General features: G+C 68.9%; 17 protein-coding genes and 1 tRNA gene. 4 read left to right on the top strand and 14 right to left on the bottom strand.

Features of this window, described 5'->3' with window-relative positions; translation table 11 throughout:
• Positions 1 to 4 precede the first annotated feature (4 nt).
• Both ACT3SZ_RS09230 and ACT3SZ_RS09235 read right to left on the bottom strand, forming a co-directional pair.
• Positions 5 to 655 carry a TetR/AcrR family transcriptional regulator gene (locus tag ACT3SZ_RS09230; protein WP_444618243.1) on the bottom strand — a complete coding sequence of 217 codons (651 nt, stop codon included), beginning with the start codon at positions 653 to 655 and terminating at the stop codon, positions 5 to 7.
• On the bottom strand, positions 645 to 3095 hold the full coding sequence (locus ACT3SZ_RS09235; RefSeq protein WP_444618244.1) for an MMPL family transporter: 2451 nt from the start codon (positions 3093 to 3095) through the stop codon (positions 645 to 647). Before ACT3SZ_RS09235 ends, ACT3SZ_RS09230 begins: the two co-directional genes overlap by 11 nt.
• A 97-nt stretch (positions 3096 to 3192) precedes the next feature.
• Between ACT3SZ_RS09235 and ACT3SZ_RS09240 the strand changes: the two genes are divergently transcribed.
• Entirely contained in the window at positions 3193 to 3864 is a 672-nt protein-coding gene (locus ACT3SZ_RS09240) for a hypothetical protein (RefSeq protein ID WP_444618245.1), read from the top strand.
• Positions 3861 to 4850 carry an enterochelin esterase domain-containing protein gene (locus ACT3SZ_RS09245; RefSeq protein WP_444618246.1) on the top strand — a complete coding sequence of 330 codons (990 nt, stop codon included), beginning with the start codon at positions 3861 to 3863 and terminating at the stop codon, positions 4848 to 4850. Before ACT3SZ_RS09240 ends, ACT3SZ_RS09245 begins: the two co-directional genes overlap by 4 nt.
• Here the strand turns inward: ACT3SZ_RS09245 and ACT3SZ_RS09250 are convergent.
• Together ACT3SZ_RS09250 and ACT3SZ_RS09255 are read right to left on the bottom strand one after the other, a co-directional pair.
• Entirely contained in the window at positions 4838 to 6388 is a 1551-nt protein-coding gene (locus ACT3SZ_RS09250; protein ID WP_444618247.1) for an alpha/beta fold hydrolase, read from the bottom strand. The genes ACT3SZ_RS09245 and ACT3SZ_RS09250 overlap by 13 nt on opposite strands.
• Positions 6389 to 6458: 70 nt before the next feature.
• A complete protein-coding gene (locus tag ACT3SZ_RS09255) occupies positions 6459 to 8135 on the bottom strand; it encodes a peptide chain release factor 3 (RefSeq protein ID WP_444618248.1) in 1677 nt (558 codons plus the stop codon).
• 89 nt (positions 8136 to 8224) lie between these two features.
• On the opposite strand from ACT3SZ_RS09255, the gene ACT3SZ_RS09260 reads away from it, so the two are divergent.
• Positions 8225 to 10198, top strand: coding sequence for an aconitate hydratase (locus ACT3SZ_RS09260; protein ID WP_444618249.1), 1974 nt, complete (start codon positions 8225 to 8227; stop codon positions 10196 to 10198).
• Positions 10199 to 10202: 4 nt separating this feature from the next.
• Here ACT3SZ_RS09260 and ACT3SZ_RS09265 read toward each other — a convergent pair whose 3' ends face one another.
• The 10 genes from ACT3SZ_RS09265 to ACT3SZ_RS09310 all read right to left on the bottom strand — a co-directional run bounded on the left by ACT3SZ_RS09265 (position 10203) and on the right by ACT3SZ_RS09310 (position 18879).
• The gene (locus ACT3SZ_RS09265; protein ID WP_444618250.1) at positions 10203 to 10985 is read right to left on the bottom strand and encodes an ABC transporter permease; all 783 of its coding nucleotides are present in this window, start codon (positions 10983 to 10985) and stop codon (positions 10203 to 10205) included.
• Positions 10985 to 11944 (bottom strand): ATP-binding cassette domain-containing protein, encoded by a 960-nt coding sequence (locus tag ACT3SZ_RS09270; protein ID WP_444618251.1) that lies wholly within the window; start codon positions 11942 to 11944, stop codon positions 10985 to 10987. Before ACT3SZ_RS09270 ends, ACT3SZ_RS09265 begins: the two co-directional genes overlap by 1 nt.
• Positions 11945 to 11965: 21 nt before the next feature.
• Entirely contained in the window at positions 11966 to 13207 is a 1242-nt protein-coding gene (locus ACT3SZ_RS09275) for an HNH endonuclease signature motif containing protein (RefSeq protein WP_444618252.1), read from the bottom strand.
• A 94-nt stretch (positions 13208 to 13301) separates the two neighbouring features.
• The gene (locus tag ACT3SZ_RS09280; protein ID WP_444618352.1) at positions 13302 to 14084 is read right to left on the bottom strand and encodes a spermidine synthase; all 783 of its coding nucleotides are present in this window, start codon (positions 14082 to 14084) and stop codon (positions 13302 to 13304) included.
• Positions 14085 to 14143: 59 nt separating this feature from the next.
• Complete coding sequence (gene pth, locus ACT3SZ_RS09285) at positions 14144 to 14779, bottom strand: aminoacyl-tRNA hydrolase (protein ID WP_444618253.1); 636 nt, start codon at positions 14777 to 14779, stop codon at positions 14144 to 14146.
• Positions 14776 to 15333, bottom strand: coding sequence for an aminoacyl-tRNA hydrolase (gene pth / locus ACT3SZ_RS09290; protein ID WP_444618254.1), 558 nt, complete (start codon positions 15331 to 15333; stop codon positions 14776 to 14778). The genes pth (ACT3SZ_RS09285) and pth (ACT3SZ_RS09290) overlap by 4 nt, the downstream gene beginning before the upstream one ends.
• Positions 15334 to 15364: 31 nt before the next feature.
• Complete coding sequence (locus tag ACT3SZ_RS09295) at positions 15365 to 15994, bottom strand: 50S ribosomal protein L25/general stress protein Ctc (protein ID WP_444618255.1); 630 nt, start codon at positions 15992 to 15994, stop codon at positions 15365 to 15367.
• 185 nt (positions 15995 to 16179) lie between these two features.
• Positions 16180 to 17145: a ribose-phosphate diphosphokinase gene (locus ACT3SZ_RS09300; protein ID WP_444618256.1), complete on the bottom strand. Its 966-nt coding sequence runs from the start codon at positions 17143 to 17145 to the stop codon at positions 16180 to 16182.
• Positions 17146 to 17246: 101 nt separating this feature from the next.
• Positions 17247 to 18686: a bifunctional UDP-N-acetylglucosamine diphosphorylase/glucosamine-1-phosphate N-acetyltransferase GlmU gene (gene glmU / locus ACT3SZ_RS09305; RefSeq protein ID WP_444618257.1), complete on the bottom strand. Its 1440-nt coding sequence runs from the start codon at positions 18684 to 18686 to the stop codon at positions 17247 to 17249.
• A gap of 121 nt (positions 18687 to 18807) precedes the next feature.
• Positions 18808 to 18879: transfer RNA gene (locus ACT3SZ_RS09310), tRNA-Gln, on the bottom strand.
• Positions 18880 to 18961: 82 nt separating this feature from the next.
• On the opposite strand from ACT3SZ_RS09310, the gene mfd reads away from it, so the two are divergent.
• On the top strand, positions 18962 to 22678 hold the full coding sequence (gene mfd, locus ACT3SZ_RS09315) for a transcription-repair coupling factor (protein ID WP_444618258.1): 3717 nt from the start codon (positions 18962 to 18964) through the stop codon (positions 22676 to 22678).

Here is a 22678-nt window from a genome sequence, read left to right on the forward strand (position 1 = left end):
TGCGTTAGGCGCCGAAGCCCTCGCGCAGCAGCCCGAACTCCTCGTCGATGATCTCCGAGGCCTTGCGGTCGGACGATGCCCACCCGGGCGACAGCACCATGCAGGCGCGCTTGTCGCCCACGGCGCTGGCCTCCACGGCGATGGAACCCGCCGCCAACGAGGAGATCAGCATCAGGGCGGTGGCCTGGCGGCTCATCGTCCCTGCGGACCGCTCATGCAGGGCGTCCAGCAAACCGTCGGCGATGTGCAGCACCCGCTCCCGGTCCTCGCGACCGGTGCTGTAACTCAGGTGGTCGCCGATGGAACGCAGGTTGAGCAGCGTGCCCGGGTCGTCGGACGGTGTCCCGTCCTCGTCGATGCGGTCGGTGATGAGCCGACGCAGGATGTCGAGGGGGTGCTCCTCGGCCGGGGCGTCCTCCACCTGCTGGCGCAGTTCGTCGATGGTCTCCTCGACGAAGAGGAGGAGGGCGTCCTCCCTGCGGGGGAAGTAGTTGTGGAATGTCCGGGTGGACACGCCGGCCCGCTCGGCGACGGCGGCGACGGTCATGCCGTCACTGCCCTCGGCGAGCAGGAGTTCGGCGGACGCCCGGGCGAGGGCGCGCCGGGTCTCCTCCTTCTTCTGCTCCCGCAGCGAGAGTGCTTCCTCAGCGGCCATCGGTCTCACCGGGCTGCTCGGCGTCCTGCGCGCTGTGCTCGCCGTGGGTGCCGTCCGGGGTGTCGGCACCGACGGTGACCGGCTGCTTCTCGTGCTTGCCGGCGGACTCGGTGCCCTCCGGGGCTTCGAGGCCAACAAGGCCTTCGCCCTCGACGTCGACGCTGGGCAGGATCTTGTCCAGCCACGTCGGCAGCTTCCATGCCCGGTCGCCGAGCAGGAAGAGCACGGCGGGAACGATGGTCATGCGGACCACGAAGGCGTCGATCAGCACGGCCATGGCCAGGGCGGAGCCCATCACGGCGATGAACGGCTCATCCATGAGGATGAAGGCGGCGAACACCGAGATCATGATCAGGGCGGCGGCGGTGACCACGCGGGCACCGTGCTTGAAGCCGTTGGCCACCGCATTGCCGGCGGTCTTGCCGTGGACGTAGCCCTCGCGCATGCGGGTCACCAGGAACACCTGGTAGTCCATGGCGAGTCCGAAGACGATACCGATGAGCATGATCGGCAGGAAGGAGATGATCGGCTGCGGGTCGTTGGTGATCCCGAGCCAGCCCCACTGCCAGATGCCCACGGTCAGGCCGAAGGTGGCGGCCACGGACAGGGCGAAGCCGAGTGCGGCGATCAGCGGGACCCACAGGGAGCGGAACACGACGACCAGCAGGACGAAGGCGAGCACCACCACGATGGCCACGTAGGGGATGAGCACGTCGGACAGTCGGTCGGAGATGTCCTCGAAGATGGGGGTCACGCCGGTGATCGAGAAGTTCGCACCGGTGTCGGCGGTGAAGGTGTCCTCGGCGCTACGCAGGGACTGGAGGGTGTCGTTGGTGGCTTCGTCGGTGGCACCGGTGGTCGGGGTGATCAGGACCTGGGCGGCGGTGCCGTCCTCGGAAACCTGGGCGATCTGGGCGTTGGAGACGCCGTCGACCTGGCTGATCTGTTCCACGGCGGTGCCGAAGGTGGCCATGCCCTGCTCCGGGTCGTCGGTCTGGACGAGGGCGACCATGGGGGCGTTGCGCCCCGGTCCGAAGTCCTCGTTGACCCACTCGGAGGCGGTGCGCTGCGGGCTGCCGAGCTTGGCGGAGTCGTCGGTGGGCATGGCGAGCTGCAGGCCCAGGGCGGGGATCGCCAGGATGACCAGCAGTAGCACGGAGCTCAGGGCGAAGACCAGGGGACGCTTGCGGATCTGGCGGACCCACTTCAGGCCCATGGTGGGCTTCTCGTCCTCGGGGTCCGGGGCCTTGACCACCGGGGCGCGTCCGGCGAAGGACTTGGTGCCGAAGGCGCCGAGGATGGCGGGCAGCAGGGTGATCGCCACGATCACGGCGATGAACACGGTCAGCGCGGCGGCCAGGGCCATGGCGGTGAGGAAGGGGATGTTGATGATCGACAGCGCGGTCAGCGCGATGATCACGGTCAGCCCGGCGAAGCAGACGGCGGAACCGGCCTTGCCCACGGCCAGTCCGGCCAGGTGCGCGCGTTGCCGGTGCGTGGTGCCCTTGATCGCCTGGGCGAGTTCCTTCGGTGTCATGTTGTTGCCGCCGGAGAAGGCGACGAGTTCATTTCTGAATCTGGACACGATGAACAGGGCGTAGTCGATGCCGACGGCCAGGCCGATCATGGAGGCCAGGGTCGGGGTCATGTTGTTGATCGAGTCGGTCAGCGCGGTGCCGGCGTAGATCAGCATGATGCCGGTGCCCACGCCGACGACGGCGGTGATCAGCGGCAGTCCGGCGGCCACGAAGGAGCCGAAGGTGATGATCAGGACGAGGGCGGCGACGGCCATACCGATGAGCTCGGCGGTGCCGCCGATCTCCTGCACCTGGAAGACGTTGCCGTTGTAGGAGACGTCGAGGTTGTCGGTGGCCGCGGCGTCGAGGGTGTCGGTGACGGCGGTGATGTCCTCGCTGGAGACGTCCTGCGCGGTGTCGCCCTCGAAGGTCACGGTGAAGGTTCCGGTGCGACCGTTCTCGCTGAGCGGGGAGAGGGCCTGCAGATCGGCCTGGATCTGCTCCTCGGGCATGCCCTGCTCGGCCTTGGCCGCGGTGAGCTGCTGCTCCATGCCGGCGGCGGCGGTGACCGGGTCCACGATGGCCTCGGGGTCGACCAGGGCGTCCTCACCCTGCAGGTCGGCGATGAGGGCGTCGAGGTCGGCCTTGGTGGCGGGGTCGCTCAGCGAGCCGCCTTCGGGGGCGCGGACGACGATGGTGCCGGTGGGGGCTTCCATGTCGTCGCCGTCGCCGGGGAAGAGTTCGCCCATCTTCTCCTGGGTCTCGACGGATTCGAGCCCGGGGATGGTGAAGGACATGGAGGTGGGCTTCATCATGGTCGCGGCGGCGGTGCCCGCACCGATGAGGAGCAGGAGCCAGACGGCGATGAAGCGCCACCGGTGGAGGTATGCGGATCGTCCGATCCGGTAGAGGAGTTTAGCCATGCGCGATATTATTGCACTCCCCACGCAAAATTGCACTATCAGTGCACAGGTATGTTTCTAGCAGGGTAAATGGAGCCGACGTGTAGGATCTCCCGGTGTGCTGCACGTACTTTCCTTCGCCCTCGCGGACACCGTCAACTTCCTGCTGATCGGGGTCCTCGTCGCCGTCGGTGTCGCGCAACCGCCCCGGGAGAGGGGAGGACGCTACGGCGCCGTCGCCGCCTTCCTCGTCCTCGGCGACTGGCTCGGTGTGCTCGCCCTGGCGCTGGTCACGATGCTGGTCTTCGACGGCCTCGGCGAGGTCATCAAGACCGCGGTCGACTCCCCGGTCTTCGGCATCCTGCTGATCCTCACCGGCCTGCTCAGCGCGGTGCTCGCCTGGCGCGGCGGCGGGGACGGACCGTCCGGCCTCGTCAACCGCATCATGGCGCCGCTGAAGAGGCCGACGGTGGCTACCGTGGGCACCGGCTTCGTCCTCGGCGTGGTGCAGTCGGCGACCTCCGTGCCTTTCTTCTTCGGCATCGCGCTGATGAGCGCGGGCGACTTCGCCACGATCACCCGCTACGTGGGCATGATCGCCTATGCGGCGGTCGCGTTGAGTCTGCCGTTCGTGTGCGCCCTCATCGTGGGCTTCATCCGCATGCGCCCCTACAGTGCGGCGGGCCGCGGCTTCGCCTGGATGCGCGGAAACCAGGCCACCGTCGCCCGCGCCGGCGGCTATATCGTCGCGGTGTTCCTCATCCTGCTCGGCGTGGTGCACCTGCTGTGAGCGCCGTCGGGTTCTCGTGGCGCGAGACCGGCGCGCCGGTGCGCGTGCTGCTGCACGTCGACGGCGTGCACGACCATCACACCCCGGACCTGCACCGCATGACCCGCACCGACGGCGTCTGGACGACCACCCTGGAGTTGCCGGACGACCTGGTGTCGTCCTACCGGATCATCGCGTTGGACGCCGCGGCCGCCGCGCGTTTCGACGCCACGGACGACTCCCGTCGCCGCTGGTTGGACGCCGTCACCCACGTCGTCCCGCATCACCTGGAGCACCCCGGCTGGCGTGCGCCGCTGAACGCCGGGGCGTCCGGACGCCTGATTTTGGCGGACGCTCCGGACGAGCCCGGCTGGGTCGAGGGCGATCCCGTCGACTGGGAGCGCAGCGAACTGCATGGCCGCGCGCTATGGACCGCCGGCCTACGCCACGCCGAATACCTGCTCGTCATCAGTGACGGTCGGGCCTGGTCGGCAAACTCCTTGCCCGCGGCACTGGCCCGCCTGGGTTCAATCGGCGTGGTCGCCGTGGATACCGCCGAGGACCGCGTGGCACTGCTCACGCGCTCGCCGGCCTACCGCGACCTCATCGCGAACCAGGTGCTGCCGTGGGCGCGGCAGATCGCCGACGTGCCCGCCGGACGCACCATCATCGCCGGTGAGAGCCTCGGTGGCCTGTCGGCGCTGGACGTCGTCCTGCAGCGTCCGGACGCGGCGCGGCGCGCCGTCGCGACGTCCGGTTCTTTCTGGGCGGCCGATGTCGCCGGTGAGATCCGGGCGTCCGGCGCCCCGGACGGGCTGCGCGTGCACCTCAGCGCAGGACGCGGCGAGGGCCGCAGCATGGTCGGCCATGCGCGCGCCGTCGCCGACGCGCTGCGCGCCGCCGGCGTCCCAGCCACTCTGGAGATCGGTACCCACGGCCACGAGATGGCCGCCTGGACCGGCGCACTCACCCGCGGGCTGGTGCAGGTGCTGGATCAGGCGAAGTAGGCGCTGACCTTGTCCTGCAGCGCCGTCGGGGCGTCCAGAAGCACACCGTGGGAGTAGCCGTCGACGAGGGCCAGCTCGCCGCCCATCGCCGCCTGCATTCCCGGCGCACCGTTGGCGGAGACGGCGGTGTCGTGGGAGAACCCGATGTTCAACGGTTCGCGGTCAAGTTCCGCTCCGGAGGGGTCCGTCGGCACGGTGGTGGCCTCCCAGCCCTCGCAGAACAGGCCCGAGGAGATCCTGTTTTCGTTGTAGCGCACCAGGTCACCGCCGGTGTACTGGGTGATCTTCGTAGGAAGGACCAGCGAGGAGTCGGCGGGCACGGTGTTCTCGTTGCAGGTGATCGCCCGTTCCACCGACACGGTCTGCGCCATCATGCTCTCCTGAGCGGCAACCTCGTCCTCCGTGAGCTCCGGTGCCGGCGTCGAGTCGGTGCCCTGGCCACTGAGCTCCTCGCCGATGACCGGCCACAGGCTCTGGCTGTACAGCCCATTCATCAGGCCGAGGTAGCCGGAGTTCACGCCGATCGCGGCGTTCTGGTCACCCAGCAGGACGCGCGTGGTGTCGACGACGGTTCCGGTCCGCCACTGTGCCTCAACCACCGTATCGGCGGCCTGCAGGGCCAGGTCGCCGGGAAGCGACGCCGAGCCGGCGGGTAGGTCGGCGTCCTGCGCCTGCGGCGGGGTGGCCGGCAACTGCACACCGTAAGGCCCGCCGACCGCCTGTGCCCACCGCTGGTAGACCTGCAGCGGCGTGGTGCCCAAGTGATAGGTGTCATCGCGCTCGGCGAGCCAGGAGAACATGGCGTTGAGCCCGTCGACCCGGGCCTGCTTGCGCGCGCTACCCATGCCGAACCAGCGGTCGTCCGGGTTGACCGAGGAGTCCAGGAGGAGACGGTCGGTGTGCTGCGGGAACATGGTCGCGTAGGTCGACATCAGCGGGCCGCCATAGGAGAGCCCGTAAAGGTTCAGCTGGTCCTCGCCGAGGGCCTTGCGCGCCTCCTCCAGATCGCGGGCGGTGTTGTCCGTGGTCACCGTCTTCGCGTAGCCGGGGTCGTTCGCCTCGCACGCGGCGAGCAGGTCGCCGGCATCTTGACCGCCTCCGGAGCAGTCCAGGGGAGTACCCCAGGTGAGGCCGCGGGGTTCAAGACCGATGAGGTCGTAACTCTCCCGCACATCGGCGGGCAGGACGACGCGGCCCTGCGCGTCCGGCGACCCAGCGTCCTCGCCGGAGAACATGCCGAGGGCGTCCCCGCCAGGGCCGCCGGGATTGCCGGCGATGACACCCTTACGCTCACCAGTGGCCGGCAGACGGCTCATGGTCAGCGTGATGGTGCCGGCGGACTCGTCGCTATAGTCCTTCGGCACCTCGATGTCGGCGCACTCGGCGCCGTCGGCGGTGTAGGCATCGGCCGGACAGGCCTCCCAGTCGAGGGAGGACGCATTGGCGGCGGTGGTGGTCGCGACCGTCAGGCCGGTCGCGGTGAGGGCACCGACGGCGACGGTGGAGAGGATCCTGTGAGGGGTGGCGGGAAACGACAAGGTGGGGCAGAGCCTTTCTGGAGGAAATGTCTGCCGTGGAGTCTACCTTGGAGTCTCCTGTCAGCGCCTGTTAATCGGCGACCATCGGGGCCATCGTGAGCTCCGGGTGCTCCTTCTCCACGAAGGCGAGCTTCCACTTGTCGCCGAACAGGGCGATGAGCTCGCCGTCGGTGCGGGTGAAGATCTCCACGCCGCGCTGCCGGCTGAGCTCGGGGGCGCTGGCGGCGTCGGTGCGTCGGGCCACGGAGAAGGGGACCGGCTCGGTGAGGGTCTCCACGTTGTACTCCGCCATCATGCGAGCCTGCATGACCTCGAACTGCATCGGGCCGACGGCGGCCATCACCGGGTTCGCATCGCCGCGGGCGTCGTTCTTGAGGATCTGCACCACGCCCTCGGAATCGAGCTGCTCCAGGGCCTTGCGGAACTGCTTGTACTTGCCCAGGGTCTTCGCACGCAGCGTGCGGAAGTTCTCCGGGGCGAACTGCGGCATCGGACGGAACTGCACCTTGCGTCCGGCGTAGATCGTGTCGCCGGGCGCCAGGGTGCCGGCGTTGACCAGGCCCACGATATCGCCCGGATAGGCGGCCTCCACGGTGTTGCGGTCGCGGCCGAACACGGTCAGCGCGTACTTCGTGGAGAACGTGCGGCCCGACTGCGCGTGCCCGACCTGCATGCCACGGGTGAACTCGCCGGAGACCACGCGCATGAAGGCGAGCTTGTCGCGGTGGTGGGTGTCCATACCGGCCTGCACCTTGAACACCACGCCGGCGAAATCGTCGGTGACATCGCGGACCTTGTCGATCGCCGAACCGGCCGAGGACGCCGCGGCCTGCACCGCCGCCGGGTCGGACTCGCGGGCGGCGGGCTCCGGGGCCAGGGCGCACAGGGTGTCGAGGATCTGGTGCACACCGAAGTTCAGCATCGCCGAGGCGAAGATCATCGGTGAGGTCGTGCAGTCCAGGAAGAGCTCCTGGTCGTGCACCGCACCGTCGGCGGCGAGCAGGTCGGCCTCCTCGGCGGCGGTGTCCCAGGCGTCCTCCTCCTTGGCGGACGCCTCGTCCGGCGAGTAGTGCTCCTCCGGGGCGATCGTCGAACCGCCGGCGGTGCGCAGGAAGTGGATGTACTCCTGCACCTCACCCTCGCGGTCGAGGCGGGCGAGCCCGCGGAAGTCACCGGCCGGGCCCACGGGCCAGAACAGCGGGGTGGGCTGCAGCCCGATCTCGGTGACGATCTCGTCGACCAGCTCGAGGGGCTCCTTGCCCGGGCGGTCCCACTTATTGACCACCGTGATGATCGGCAGGCCGCGGGCCTTGCACACGCGGAAGAGCTTGAGGGTCTGCGGCTCCAGGCCCTTGGCGCCGTCGACGAGCATCACCGCGGCGTCCACCGCGGTGAGCACCCGGTAGGTGTCTTCGGAGAAGTCGGCGTGGCCGGGGGTGTCGACCAGGTTGATCATGTACGGCTGGCCGGTGTGGCCCTCCGGGGCGTACTCGAACTGCAGGGCGGAGGACGCCACGGAGATGCCGCGGTCCTTCTCCATGTCCATCCAGTCCGACACCGTGGACTTGCGGCCGGCCTTGCCGTGCACCGCGCCGGCCTCGTTGATCACGCGCGCGTGCAGCGCCAACGCCTCGGTCAGCGTGGACTTGCCGGCGTCCGGGTGGGCGATGACGGCGAAGGTACGCCGACGGTGCGATTCGGAGGCGACGGTGGAGGAGCTGGCGGGGGCGGATGCGGTGTCTGACACGTCTGGACACCTTACCTGCGTACAGGGTGCTGCGGGAAGGCGGTGCGGCGTAGCGTGGAGGGACGCTATTTTTCAGGAGGTGTGCCACAGTGCAGACCGAGAAGAAGACCGAGAAAAGGAACGTCGCACAGAAGCTCATCGCCGACCACCTGGTCGACGGGGAGATCACCGAACTGGCCCCGGGGGACGAGATCGGCCTGACCGTCGACCAGACCCTCACGCAGGACGCCACCGGCACCATGGTGATGCTGGAACTCGAGTCGATGGGGCTCGACCGCGTTCGCACCGAGCTCTCCGTGCAGTACGTCGACCACAACCTGCTGCAGACCGACGAGAAGAATCCCGACGACCACGTGTTCCTGCAGTCCGCCGCCCAGCGTTTCGGACTGTGGTTCTCGAAGGCGGGCAACGGTGTCTCGCACCCGGTGCACCAGGCCCACTTCGGCAGGCCCGGGGCCACGATGATCGGCTCGGACTCGCACACGTGCGCCGCCGGTGCGTTGGGCATGCTCGCCATCGGCGTGGGTGGCCTGGAGGTCGCCATGGCGATGGCGGGAGAGCCGTTGTACGTGGCGATGCCCGAGGTCTGGGGTGTCGAGCTCACCGGCGAGCTCCCTGACTGGGTCTCCGCGAAGGACGTTGTCCTGGAGATGCTGCGCCGCCACGGCGTGAAGGGAGGTGTCGGCCGGGTCATCGAGTACCACGGCCCCGGCCTGGACGGCCTCACTGCAATGGACCGTCACGTCATCGCGAACATGGGCGCGGAGCTGGGCGCGACGGCGAGCGTCTTCCCCGCCGACGACGCGGTGCGCGACTACCTCACCGCCGTCGGACGTCCCGACGACGCCACGCGCATCGTCGCCGACGAGGGCGCGGCGTACGACGTGACCGAGCACATCGAGCTCGGCGACCTGGAGCCGCTGATCGCCCGACCGTCCTCACCCGGCAACGTGGTGCCCGTCCGGGAGGCGGCGCAGGACGACGAGGAGGTGTCCCAGGTCGTGATCGGTTCCTCGGCCAACCCGGGGTTACGCGACTTCGCCGTCGTCGCCGAGATCCTCGCCGGCCACCAGGCGTCCCAGGGAGTCTCCGTGGACGTCAACCCCACCTCGCGGGAGGTGCTCGCCGACCTGATCGCCGGTGGCTGGCTGACGTCCCTGGTCGGTTCCGGCGCTCGGATCCACCAGTCCGGGTGCATGGGCTGCATCGGCATGGGCCAGGCCCCGGCGAGCGGGCGCAACTCATTGCGCACCATGCCCCGCAACTTCCCCGGACGCTCGGGGACGGAGGAGGACGCCGTGTGGCTGTGCTCCCCGGAGACCGCTGCGGCCTCGGCGCTGACCGGGCGCATCACCGATCCGCGGGACCTGGAGTCGCTGTACGACATGACCTGCCCCGTCCCGCGGATGCCGGAGACGTTCAGCACCGTCGACGACATGCTGCTCCCGCCGCCGGAACGCGAGGAGTCGCTGGCCACCGAGCTGGTCAAGGGGCCGAACATCTCCTCGCTGCCCGAGTTCGACCCGCTGGACGACCGGCTGGAGGGCCCGGCGCTGCTCGTCATGGGCGACGACGTCTCCACCGACGAGATCATGCCGGCCGGTTCGCGGGTGCTGCCGTACCGCAGCAATATCCCGAAGATCTCGGAGTTCAGCTTCTCCCGGATCGACGACACCTACTTCGAGCGCGCGCAGGACGCGACGGGCGGTCACGTGGTCGTCGCCGGCGCGAACTACGGGCAGGGCTCGTCGCGCGAGCATGCGGTGATCGCGCCACGGTACCTGGGGCTCCGGGCGGTGGTCGCGACGTCCTTCGCCCGCATCCACTGGCAGAACCTCGCGAACTTCGGCATCCTGCCGCTCGAGTTTGACGACCCGGACGACCACGACGAGGTCACCCAGGACGAGACTGTCGTGATCGAGGGACTGCGGGACGCCCTGCGCGGCGGCACCACGGTCGAGGCGACGATCGGCGGGCGCGCGGTGACCCTGCGCCACCACCTGTCGCAACGTCAGGTCGAGATGGTGATCGCCGGCGGACGGATCCCGTACACCGCGGCCTGAGCGCTCACTCCGCGCGGCGGAACCGGGCGACGGACAACGGGGCGAAGACCGCGACCAGCAGCACCGCCGCGCCGAAGACCGCCAGCACCGGGTTCTGCATCGTCCAGATGTCCGGTGCAGGGGCGTCGCCGGTGTTGCCGAAGAGTTCGCGGGTGGCCTGCACCAGCGCGGACACCGGGTTCCACTCCGCGAAGACACGCAGGGCGGTCGGCATCGTCTCGGAGGGCACGAAGGCGTTCGACAGGAACGTCAGGGGGAACAGCACCATGAAGGTGGCCGAGTTCATCACCTCGGGGCTGCGGACCAGCTGGCCGAGCAGCACCATCACCCAGGAGAACGCCCAGGAGAACATCAGCAGCAGCGCCATGCCGGCGAGGAATTGCCACACACCGTCCTCGAAGCGCCAGCCCACCGCGAAACCGGTGAGCACCATGACCACCAGGGTCAGGGAGTTCAGGACGAGGTCGGCCAGCGTGCGGGCGACGAGCACGGCCGAGGGCGCCATCGGCAGGGTCTTGAACCGGTCGATCAGCCCCTTCTTGCGATCCTCGGACATGAACATGCCGGAGAAGGTGGAGCCGAAGACCACGGTCTGCACGAAGATGCCGGCCATGAGGAAGTCGGTGTAGTCCTGGCCCGGCACCTGGATGGCCCCGCCGAAGACCTGGCTGAACAGCAGCACGAACATGATCGGCTGGACCATGCCCCACATCAGGACGTCGGGGGTACGGCGGAAGTGGATGAGGTTGCGCAGCGTCACCGCGCGGACGTCGGTGAACCAGTTCATCATGCGTCCTTCCCGGTTGTGTCCCCGGTGAGGGAGAGGAAGACATCGTCGAGGGTGGGTCGCGCCAGGCCGATGTCGTGCACCTCGATGCCGTGGGCGCGGATCTCGCGGACGGCATGCTCCAGGGCGGCCGGGCCGTCCTCCACCGCGACGGTGAGCGTACGGTCCTGCCGCGCCACGGTGTCCTCGGCGATGGCGAGGGGCTGAAGCAGGTCGGACGCGACGTCCGCGTCGGACGGATCGGCGAGGGTGACGCTCACGCGCTGCCCGCCGACCTGCGTCTTGAGCGCGTCGGCGGTGCCCTCGGCGATGACGGAGCCGCCGTCGATCACGCTGATCTCATCGGCGAGCTGGTCGGCCTCCTCGAGGTACTGGGTGGTGAGCAGCAGGGTGGTGCCGGCGGCGACACGCTCGCGGATCACGTCCCACAGGCTCAGCCGGGCCGCGGGGTCCAGCCCGGTCGTCGGCTCGTCGAGGAAGAGGATCTTCGGGTTGTTGACCAGCGAGGACGCCAGGTCGGCGCGCCGACGCATACCGCCGGAGAAACCCTTGACGGGGCGGTCGGCGGCATCGGTGAGGTTGAACAGTTCGAGCAGTTCATCGGCGCGGGTGCGAGCGGTGCGGTCGCCGAGGTGGAACAGGCGGCCGATGAGCATGAGGTTCTCCCGGGCGGAGAGGTCCTCGTCGATGGTGGCGTACTGGCCGGAGGCGCCGATGATCTCCCGGACGCGGGCAGCCTGACGCACCACGTCGAGCCCCGCGACGGTCGCGGTGCCAGATGTGGGGCGGATCAGAGTGGTAAGCACCTTCACGCAGGTGGTTTTGCCCGCGCCGTTAGGTCCGAGGAGCCCGCGCACGGTGCCTTCCTCGACGGCCAGGTCGAGACCGTCGAGTGCGCGTACCTCCCCGGAGGAGGACTGGTAGGTTTTCCGGACGTCATGCAGCTCAATGAGGGGCATGGCACCGGATGGTACAGGTGTTTAGCCGGACTGCTCCTCGCTGTAGCGCACCGGGGACAGCGGACCGGCGGCGACGGTGGTGGCCTTCGCCCCCTCGGGTCCGGTCCAGTCGAGGGTGACGGCATTGTCCCGGCTGGTCGGGGTCCAGATCCCGGCCGTCTTGAGTGTGTGGTGGGTCCGGCACAGGCAGATCCCGTTCTCCACGCTGGTCGGCCCGTCGCTCTTCGGGTCGGTGTGCGGGGAGTTCACCAGGTGGTCGTGCTCGCAGTCATCGGCGGCGACGACGCAGCCGGGGAAGCGGCAGCGCGCGTCGCGTCCCTCGATGTAGGAGCGCTGGGCCGTGGTGAACCGGTAGGCGCCGGTGGCCGGAATCTCCCCGGCGTTCGGGAGGGACCGGACGTGCCGGGCGATACCGGACAGCGTGGCCATGGTGGCGGGGGAGACCCAGCCGGTGCCGAGGACGTAACCCGGGCCGCCGGCTGCGCGGTCGGCGCCGTCGGTGCCGTACAGATTCACGGTCACGTTGAGCTGGTCGCGCCGGGCACCGAAGAGACCGAGCGCGACCTGGCCGCGGCAGTAGTGCATGGACGGCGGGAGCTCGGACTCCGGGTCGTCCTGTGCCTCGATGATCTCGCGGCGCACGTCCAGCGCGGCAGCAGAGACCGAGGACCACAGGGAGTCCGCCACGATCTCGCTGCCGCACTCCAGGGTGAGGCGCGTCCCGCGGCGGGTGAGGGATACGGCGGCCGCGTCGTCCTGCTCGGTCTCCTCGACAACGAGCGGGGCGACGGTGCACAGCACCTCCTCGGCGACGTCGGCGATCGCGGAGATGGCGCCGATCTTGGTGGCGCGGATCCAGGCGAGCACGCCCAGGGCGACGGCGGCATCCAGCGCGTCCGGCACCTGCACGCCGGCGGCGCGCAGGGCGCGGGAGTGACGGTTGACCTTCAGCCAGATCGCGTCGAGGTGGTCGACGGAGTATTGCCCGTCGCCACGGAAGATCTCGAAGAGTTCCGGCATACGCTGCGCCAGGTCGGCGGCGTGGTTGTAGCGGTGGGCCTCACTGGTCGTACGACGGCGCACGGCGAGGGCCGTGGCCACACGCGCGTGCTCCGGGATCTCCATGAGATAGGAGACTAAGTCGAGCTCGGTGCGGTTGAGTAAGGTGCGCAGTTCCACGGCGCGGCTGTCCGGCGTGGTGCTGGGGAAGATACTGGTCTGGATGACGGGCTGGTGGGTGGTGTGGTCGGTGGTGTGGTTCACGTGCCCCTCCTTCGGATACGAACAATGTATCGCACCGTCCGGACATGAAACGCGCCAGAACGCTATCTATCGAACACCTGTTCTAAACTGGAGGTCAGCCCTGCCGCCGCGGCTTCGCGCCGGAGAAGAACTGCCGGACCCACGCCTCGTCCTTGTACTGCGCGGGCACCGCGCCGCCGAGCAGGTCGCGCGCGACCGCCGGCATCGACGGCGAGTTGGCGTCCAGCAGCGGTGCGTCCGACGCGAGCAGCACGATATTGCCGTACCGGCGTCCCTTCAGCATCGGCGGGTCGGCGACGACCGCCACATGCGACCACACCTGCGCCATGCCGGCCAGCTCCGCCTTCGCCCCACGCAGGTCGGAGTGGTCGCCGCAGTTCGCCACGTAGATCCCCGCAGGTGAGAGGCCGCGGTGGCAGTCGGTGAAGAACTCCAGCGTGGTGAGGTTTTCGGGGGTGACCGCGCCGGCGAAGGCGTCGCGGATGATCACGTCGCGGCTGGCGGGGGTGAAGGACGCGGCGACGTCGCGTGCGTCGTCCACCCGGATCTTCACCCGCGGCGAGCGCGGGATGTCGAACCACTCGCGGGAGAGCCGAGCGAGCTCGCCGTCCAGCTCCACGACGGTATTGCGCGAGCGCGGGTAGACGTCGGCGAGGTAGCGCGCCAGGCTGCACGCCCCGCCGCCGAGGTGGGTGATACGCAGCGCGTTCGCGTCCAGGTTCTCCGCCACGTGCGCGCGCAGGGCCGTGGCGATCCACTGCATGTACTCGAAGGCCAGCACGCGGGGCTCGCCGAGCACCACATGACTGCTCGGCACCCCGTTGACGCTGATCAGCCAGCCGTCGGCGAAATCCGGGTCGGGTTCCAGGGCGAGCATGCCGTAATCGCCCTCGTACGTGCCCGCCACCGGGGCGGGACTCTTCTTCGCGCTGCTCACTATCGGGAGTGTATCTCGTTCTGGGCGGCGGCCAGGCCGCGGGCGACCAGGACGTCGACGGCGTCGGCGGCGGTGGACGCCGCAGCGTCCCAGTCGGCCGCGCCGTCCAGCGGTGTCAGGACGTGCTCGACCACGCCGGTGCCGGACGCCGGGCGTCCGATGCCGACGCGTACGCGCACGTAGTCGCGGGTGCCGAGCTCGCCTGAGATCGACTTCAGGCCGTTGTGCCCGTTCTCATTACCGCCGAGCTTCACCTTGACCTTGCCGGCGGGCAGGTCGAGTTCATCGTGCACCACGACCACGTGCTCCGGGGTGATCCCGTAGCTCGTGGCCAGCGGCGCGACGGCCTCGCCGGAGAGGTTCATGAACGTGGTGGAACGCACCAGCAGGACGCCGTGGCCGTCGACCTCCACGCGCGCGACCTGCGCCTTCGTCCCCGGCATGGGGCGCAGGACGTCCCCCGCGCGCTCCAGGAGCTCGTCGGTGGCGAGGTAGCCGACGTTGTGCCGGGTGCCGGCGTACTTCGCACCGGGATTGCCGAGGCCGATGACCAGCCACTGGGCGGGGCCGGGCGCATCGGGGGCGTCGGGGGCAGTGCGGCGGAACGGTGCCAGCAGGCGGGAGAGCAGGCTCATGATTCGGAGTTTACCGACTGGAGGACGAGGTCCGCGGCGTCGGCGAGGATGATCGGCAGCTCGTCGCGCTCCTTCTTCGCGAAGGGCTTGAGAACGTAGGACGCCGGCGCCATACGGCCGGGCGGGCGTCCGATGCCGACCTGGATGCGGTGGAAGTCGCGGGTGCCCAGCGACTTGGCGATATCGCGCAGTCCGTTGTGCGAGTTCAGCCCGCCGCCGTCCTTCGCGCGCACGGTGCCGAGGTCGAGGTCCAGTTCATCGTGCACCACGATGACCTGGGACGCCGGGATCCGGTGGTAAGACGCCAGGGCCTTCACCGGCCCGCCGGAGAGGTTCATGAAACTGCGCGGGACGGCGAGGATGAGTTTGTCGGTGCCGATGCGCGTATCGGCGACGCGGGCGTTCAGCTTCTTGTTGGTGCTGAAACTGCAGTGGGTGGTGGCGGCAAGTTCGTCGAGCACCATCGCGCCGACGTTGTGCCGGGTGCCCTCGTACTGGGTGCCGGGGTTGCCGAGGCCGACAACGAGAAAGGGAGACCGGGCAGTGTTATTCACTGCACCAGTCTCCCATATTCAGGGGAGGGGACTACTCCTCGGAGTCGCCCTTGTCCTCCGCGGCATCGGCCTCGGTGGTGACCGCGTCGTCGGTCTCCTCGGGCTCCGGGGCAACCTCGGGCTCGATGATGTTGACGATGAGGGTGTCGGGATCGGACACCAGGGAGGTGTTGCCCGGCATCTTCAGGTCGCCGGCGGTGATCTGGTCGCCAACTTCCTTGCCCTCGATGGAGAAGGTGATCTCCTCGGGGATGGACAGCACGTCGGCCTCGATGGTGACGGTGTCGGCATCCTGGACGACCTGGGTGCCCGGGCCGGCCTCGCCCTCGGAGACGACGGGGACGTCGACCTCGACGGTCTCGCCGCGCTTGACGGAGAGCAGGTCAGCGTGGTCGATGTCCAGGGTCAGGACGTTCTGGTCGACGGCCTTGATCATGCAGAGGTTGTCCTGGCCGTCGATCTCGACCTCGAGGATGGCGTTGGAGCCGTGGTTACGCACGATGCCCTGGAACTCCAGCAGCTCGAAGCTCACGTGGATCGGCTCGTGGAAGGTTCCGTACAGGACGGCCGGGATGCGCCAGTCGCGGCGCAGACGGCGGGCGGCGCCCTTGCCGAACTCGGTGCGGGGCAGGCCGCTGATGCGGATGATGTTGGTTGCCATGATGATCTCCTAGAAGTCGGAACTGATCGGTCTCACGAAAAAAGCCGCAGACTCTGCTGCGGCTCCTGGTGCGGTGACCGTCCCGTGGTGAAGTCACCGTGGAACGAATGCGCGCCGATAACGGCTGGTGTGAACCAGCCCTCGCCGAGACGTGCGAAATACTACCAGACGCCTCGGCCGTGCTCCTACTCGAAGAGCGTGGTGACCGACCCGTTCTCGAAGATCTCGTGCACGGTCTTGGCGACCAGCGGCGCGATCGGCAGGACGGTCAGGTTGTCCCAGCCCTCGGTGTCCTGCGGCAGCGTATCGGTCGTGATGACCTCGCGCGCGCCGCAGTTGTTCAGCCGCTCGCGGGCCGGGTCGGAGAACACACCGTGGGTGGTGGCGATGATCACGTCGCCGGCACCGGCCTCACGCAGGACCTTCACGGCACCGGCGATGGTTCCGCCGGTGTCGATCATGTCGTCCAGCAGGATGCAGGTCATGCCGTCGACGTCGCCGACAACACGGTTGGCCGTGACGCTGTTGGCCACGTCGATGTCGCGGGTCTTGTGGACGAAGGCCAGCGGGGCGCCACCGAGCACGTTCGACCACTTCTCGGCGACCTTCACACGACCAGCATCGGGGGAGACCACGCAGAGGTTGTCCATGCCGTACTTGTCGATGATGTAGTCGGTGAGGATCGGCATGGCGTGCATGTGGTCCACCGGGCCGTCGAAGTAGCCCTGGATCTGGTCGGTGTGCAGGTCCACCGAGACGATCCGGTCGGCGCCGGCGGTCTTGAGCAGATCGGCGATGAGGCGGGCCGAGATCGGCTCGCGGCCGCGGTGCTTCTTGTCCTGACGGGCATAGGGGTAGAACGGCAGGATCGCGGTGATGCGCTTGGCGGAGCCGCGCTTCAGTGCGTCGATCATGATGAGCTGCTCCATCACCCACTTGTTCAGCGGCTGCGGGTGTGACTGCAGGACGAAGGCGTCAGAGCCGCGGACGGACTCCTCGAAGCGGACGAAGATCTCGCCGTTGGCGAAGTCGTGCGCGGTGGTGGGGGTGAGGGAAATCCCCAGCTCACGGGCCACAGCCTCGCCGAGTTCTGGGTGGGCACGACCGGAGAAGAGCATCAGGTTCTTCTGGTTGTCGATCCAGTGGGACACGGGTTCTACGACCTTTCCGACTTAAGGGAGGGAGCTATTCGCTGTTGTGAGTGTAAGACGAGCGGTTCAGGTGAACCAATCCGGGGCATCCCCAACGGGGGTCAGGAGTCGGCTGCCTCAGCAGCTTCCGCTGCTTCGGTACCGGGACGCTTGCGCTGTACCCAGCCTTCGATATTGCGCTGCCGGCCGCCGGAGACCGCCAGGGCACCGGCGGGGACGTCGTCCTTAATGACGGTGCCGGCGCCGGAGTAGGCGCCGTCGCCGACGGTGACCGGGGCGATGAACATCGTGTCCGAGCCGGTGCGCACGTGCGAGCCGACGGTGGTGTGGTGCTTGTCCACGCCGTCGTAGTTCACGAAGACGCTGGACGCACCGATGTTGGAGTACTCGCCGATGGTGGCGTCGCCGACGTAGGTCAGGTGGGGGACCTTCGAGCCGCGGCCGATGGTGGCGTTCTTGGCTTCGACGAAGCCGCCGAGCTTGCCCTCCTCGCCCAGGACGGTTCCCGGACGCAGGTAGGTGAAGGGGCCGACTTCGGCGTGCGCGCCGATGGTGGAGTCCACCGCGTGGGTGCGCACCACGGAAGCTCCCTCGCCGACGGTGACGTCCTGCAACGTGGAGTCCGGCCCGACGGTGACATTGGCGGCGATGGCGGTGCGTCCCTTGAGCTGCGTGCCAGGTAGGACGGTGACGTCTGTGCCGACGGTGACCTCCACGTCGATCCACGTCGTCGCGGGGTCGACGACGGTGGCGCCGCCGCGCATCGCGGCTTCCACCGTCCTGCGGTTGAGCTCGCGCCCGGCAGCGGCGAGCTGGACGCGGTCGTTGACGCCGGCGAGTTCGCGTGGGTCGTCGGAGCGGTGGGCGCGCACCGGGTGGCCGTCGTGGCGGGCGATGCCGAGCACGTCGGTGAGGTAGAGCTCGCCCTGGGAGTTGTCGGTGCGCAGGCGGGTGAGCGCGTCGCGCAGGATCGCGGCGTCGAAGGCGAAGACGCCCGAGTTGATCTCGGTGACGGCCCGCTCGGACTCGTCGGCGTCCTTCTCCTCGACGATGGCGGTGACCTCGTTCTCGTCGTTGCGGATGATACGGCCGTATCCGAAGGGGTCGGCGAGGTCCGTGGTCAGCACGGTGACCGCGGTGGGGACCTCGGTGTGCGCGGCGTGCAGGTGGCCGAGCGTGGTGCCGGTCAGCAGCGGCACGTCGGCATTGGTCACGATGACCGTGCCCTCGAAACCTTCCAGGGCGGGCATGGCGCACTGCACGGCGTGCCCGGTGCCCAGCTGTTCTTCCTGCACGGCGAGGTCCACCGGTGCGTCGAGTTCCTCGGCGATGTGCTCAGCGGCGGGACCGACCTGCTCGCGCCCGTGGCCGATGACGGCGACGATGCGCTCGGGGGCGACCGTATCGGCGGCGTGCAGGCTGTGCGACAGCAATGTGCGCCCGCCGATGGAGTGCAGAGTCTTCTGCGTGGCGGACTTCATGCGGGTTCCGGCACCGGCGGCGAGTACGACGACGGCGACCGGTTTGTTGACTTCACTCACGATGGGCGGTGTCCTTACCTTGGAGCTCGACTGCGGATGTGGATCACGCGGATGTCCGACAGTTTAACGCCGCGCCCGTGGGAATCGACGAACCGGTGTGCTCCGCCCCCCGACAAAGAAGCTCCCCCACCAGGACTCGAACCTGGAATGACGGTACCAAAAACCGCAGTGTTGCCTATTACACCATGGGGGAACGTCCGGCACCGGTGGTTAATCCACCCGTCCCGGTCAACCGGTCACTCTACCTGATCGCCGCGATACTACGATGGTTGCCCATGAGTCCCTCGCAGAAGTCGCCGCAGACACCACCGCTGTCCGGGGTGCTGAGTTCCCTCGCCTCCGACCCGAAGCTGCGGGGCATGGTCACCCACGTCGGCGATCAGCGTCTTCATATGCAGGGGCCGGACGCGGCGTGGGCATTCGCCGTCGGCGCGCTCGCCAGGCACCGCCCGGTGCTGCTGGTTACCGCCACGGGACGCCAGGCCGAGGACCTCACCGCCCAGCTCACCGCGATGCTGGGGGACACCGTGGCGATGGTGCCGTCCTGGGAGACGCTGCCGCACGAACGGCTGTCGCCGGGGGTGGAGACGGTGTCGCAGCGTCGCCAGGCGCTCTACCGGCTCGCCCACGGCGAGGTGAACGTGCTGGTCGCGCCCACGCGCTCGGTGGTGCAGCCGGTGATGGCCGGACTCGGCGAGGTGGAGCCGGTGCGTCTGGTCGAGGGCGTGGAACTGGACTTCTCCGAGGTGCAGCAACGCCTCGTGGAGTTCGGCTACACCCACTCCGACGTGGTCGGACGCCGCGGCGAGTTCGCCACCCGCGGTGGCATCCTCGATATCTTCCCCGCCACCTCCGAGACGCCCGTGCGCGTGGAGTTCTGGGGCGACGAGGTCAGCGAGGTGCGCGCCTTCTCCGTCGGTGACCAGCGCACCATCCCCGAGGCCGTCGCCGGCGAGGTGCTCGCGCACCCGGTGCGCGAACTGCTGATCACCGATGAGGTGGCCCGCCGCGCCGAGACCCTGGCCAGGGAGAACGCCGGTAACCCGGAACTCGCCGAGGCCTTCGACAAGATCAGCCAGCACACCCCGGTGCAGGGTATGGAGTCGCTGATCCCGCTGCTCTACGACGGCCCGATGCAGACCCTGCCCGAGCTGATGCCGGACGGCGCGCACACCGTGGTGCTCACCCCGGCGGCCGTGGAACGACGCGCCGAGGACCTCATCGCCACCGGCCGCGAGTTCCTCGCCGCCGGGTGGGAGGTCGCGGCGATGGGCGGCGCCGCGCCGGTGGACGTCGCCGCGATTGCGGATAGTTCGCAGGACTCGCAGGACGTAGACCGCGCGGGTTACCGCACGCTGGCGTCCCTGCGCGCCACGCAGGACGCCCTGGGCGCGCCGTGGTGGACGCTGTCGCCCACGGGCGTCGCGGACTGGGACGATTCCGACGCCGAGCCGCTGCTGCTCGACTTCGAGGTCGCGCCCGCACCCCACGGTGACATGGAGGCCATCGGCCAGCTGATGTCGGCGATCCGGCGTCGGGTCGAGGGCGGCGGACGGGTCGCCTACGCCGCACCGTCCCCCGCGATCGTGGCGCGCATGCTGCGCCGCTTCCGCGAGGCCGGCATCGCCGCCGAGGCGGTGGACGTCGAACTCGACGGCATCACCGGGCAGGGACGGATGCGCCGCTCGAAGCGCACCGCCGACGAGGTGCCGTCCACCGGCACCGTCAGCATCTACCAGGCCGCCGCCCACGGCGGGCTGGACACCACCGACCTGCTCTTCGTCACCGAGTCCGACGTCACCGGCAACCGCGTGGAGGCCAGCGCGACGGGGCGTCGTAAACCCGCCAAGAAGCGCAACCGGGTCGACCCGCTGGCCCTGGCCCCCGGGGACCTGGTGGTCCACGACCAGCACGGCATCGGCAAGTTCGTGAAGATGACCGAACGCACCATCGGCAAGGGCGCCGACGCCTCGCGGCGCGAGTACCTGGTGCTGGAGTACGCCCCGTCCAAGCGTGGCGGCCCCGGCGACCAGCTGTACGTGCCGATGGACCAGCTCGACCTGCTGTCGCGCTACGTCGGCGGCGAGAAGCCCGCACTGTCGAAGATGGGCGGCTCGGACTGGAAGAACACCAAGAAGAAGGCCCGCGGTGCCGTGCGGGAGATCGCCGGAGAACTGGTGCAGCTCTACGCCGCGAGGCAGGCCGCGCCCGGCTACGCCTTCGACCCGGACTCGCCCTGGCAGCGGCAGATGGAGGAGGCCTTTCCCTACACCGAGACCGAGGACCAGTTCAACGCCATCGAGGCGGTTAAGGGCGACATGGAGAAGCCGGTGCCCATGGACCGGGTCATCGTGGGCGACGTGGGCTACGGCAAGACCGAGGTCGCCGTGCGCGCCGCCTTCAAGGCGGTGCAGTCCGGCAAGCAGGTCGCCCTGCTGGTGCCGACCACCCTGCTGGCCCAACAGCACTACCGCACCTTCATCGACCGGATGCAGGATTTTCCCACGCAGATCCGGGAACTGTCGCGGTTCACCTCGCCGAAGGAGTCCACCGAGGTCTTCGCCGGCATGGCCGATGGCACCGTGGACATCGTGATCGGCACCCACCGGCTACTGGGCACCGGGATCCAGTGGAAGAACCTCGGGCTGATCATCGTCGACGAGGAGCAGCGCTTCGGAGTGGAGCACAAGGAGCACATCAAGTCGCTGCGTACCCACGTCGACGTGCTGACCATGTCCGCTACACCGATCCCGCGCACCCTGGAGATGTCGATGGCCGGCATCCGGGAGATGTCCACGATCCTCACCCCGCCGCAGGATAGGCACCCGGTGCTGACCTATGTCGGCTCGCAGGACGAGAAGCACGTCGCCGCGGCGGTGCGTCGTGAGCTGCTGCGCGATGGTCAGGTGTTCTACGTGCACAACAAGGTCAAGAGTATTGAGGAGACCGCCTCGCGGATCCGCCAGCTCGTGCCCGAGGCCCGGGTGGTCGTCGCCCACGGGCAGATGAGCGAGGAGCAGCTGGAGACCACGGTGCAGGGTTTCTGGGACCGTGAGTTCGACGTGCTGGTGTGTACCACCATCGTGGAGACCGGCCTGGACATCGCCAACGCCAACACCCTGATCGTGGAGAACGCCCACCACATGGGCCTGTCGCAGCTCCACCAGCTGCGCGGCCGCGTGGGACGCTCCCGGGAACGCGCCTACGCCTACTTCCTCTACCCGAAGGGGGAGACGCTCACCGAGACGTCCTACGACCGGCTGACCACCATCGCGCAGAACAACGACCTCGGCGCGGGCATGGCCGTGGCGATGAAGGACCTGGAGATGCGCGGTGCCGGCAATGTGCTCGGCGCCGAGCAGTCCGGTCACATCGCCGGGGTCGGCTTCGACCTGTACGTCCGGCTGGTCGGGGAGGCCGTGGAGGCCTTCCGCGCGATGGCCGACGGCGAGACCGTGGACGGTTCCGACACCGCCGAGCGCCGCGAGATCCGCATCGACCTGCCGGTAGACGCGCACATCCCGGTGACCTACATCGCCAGCGAGCGGCTGCGACTGGAGGCCTACCGCAAGTTCGCCGAGGCCACCGACGACGAGTCGCTGGCCCACGTCCTCGAGGAGCTACGCGACCGCTACGGCGACATCCCCGAGGAGGTGCAGCGCCTGGTGGTCGTCGCCCGTCTGCGCATGGTGTGCCGCGACCTGGACGTCACCGAGGTCATCCAGACCGGGGCGAAGATCAGCTTCTCGCCGATCACCCTGGCGGACTCCGGGCAGGTGCGACTCAAGCGGCTGTTCCCGGCGGCAACCTACCGGGCAACACCCAAGACCGTGCTGGTCCCGGTGCCTAAGGAGGGGTCCGGGATGCGGGCCGTCGCCCTGCGGGACCTCGACCTTGTGCAGTGGTGCGCCAATGCCCTGACGGACCTGGCGGGCGTGCCGCGCCGGGAGATCACCGGCGCCGGCGGACACACGGAGCCGGTTACCCGCTGA

Origin of the sequence: Corynebacterium sp. AOP40-9SA-29, from assembly GCF_052377405.1 — a bacterium.
Taxonomy (GTDB): domain Bacteria; phylum Actinomycetota; class Actinomycetes; order Mycobacteriales; family Mycobacteriaceae; genus Corynebacterium.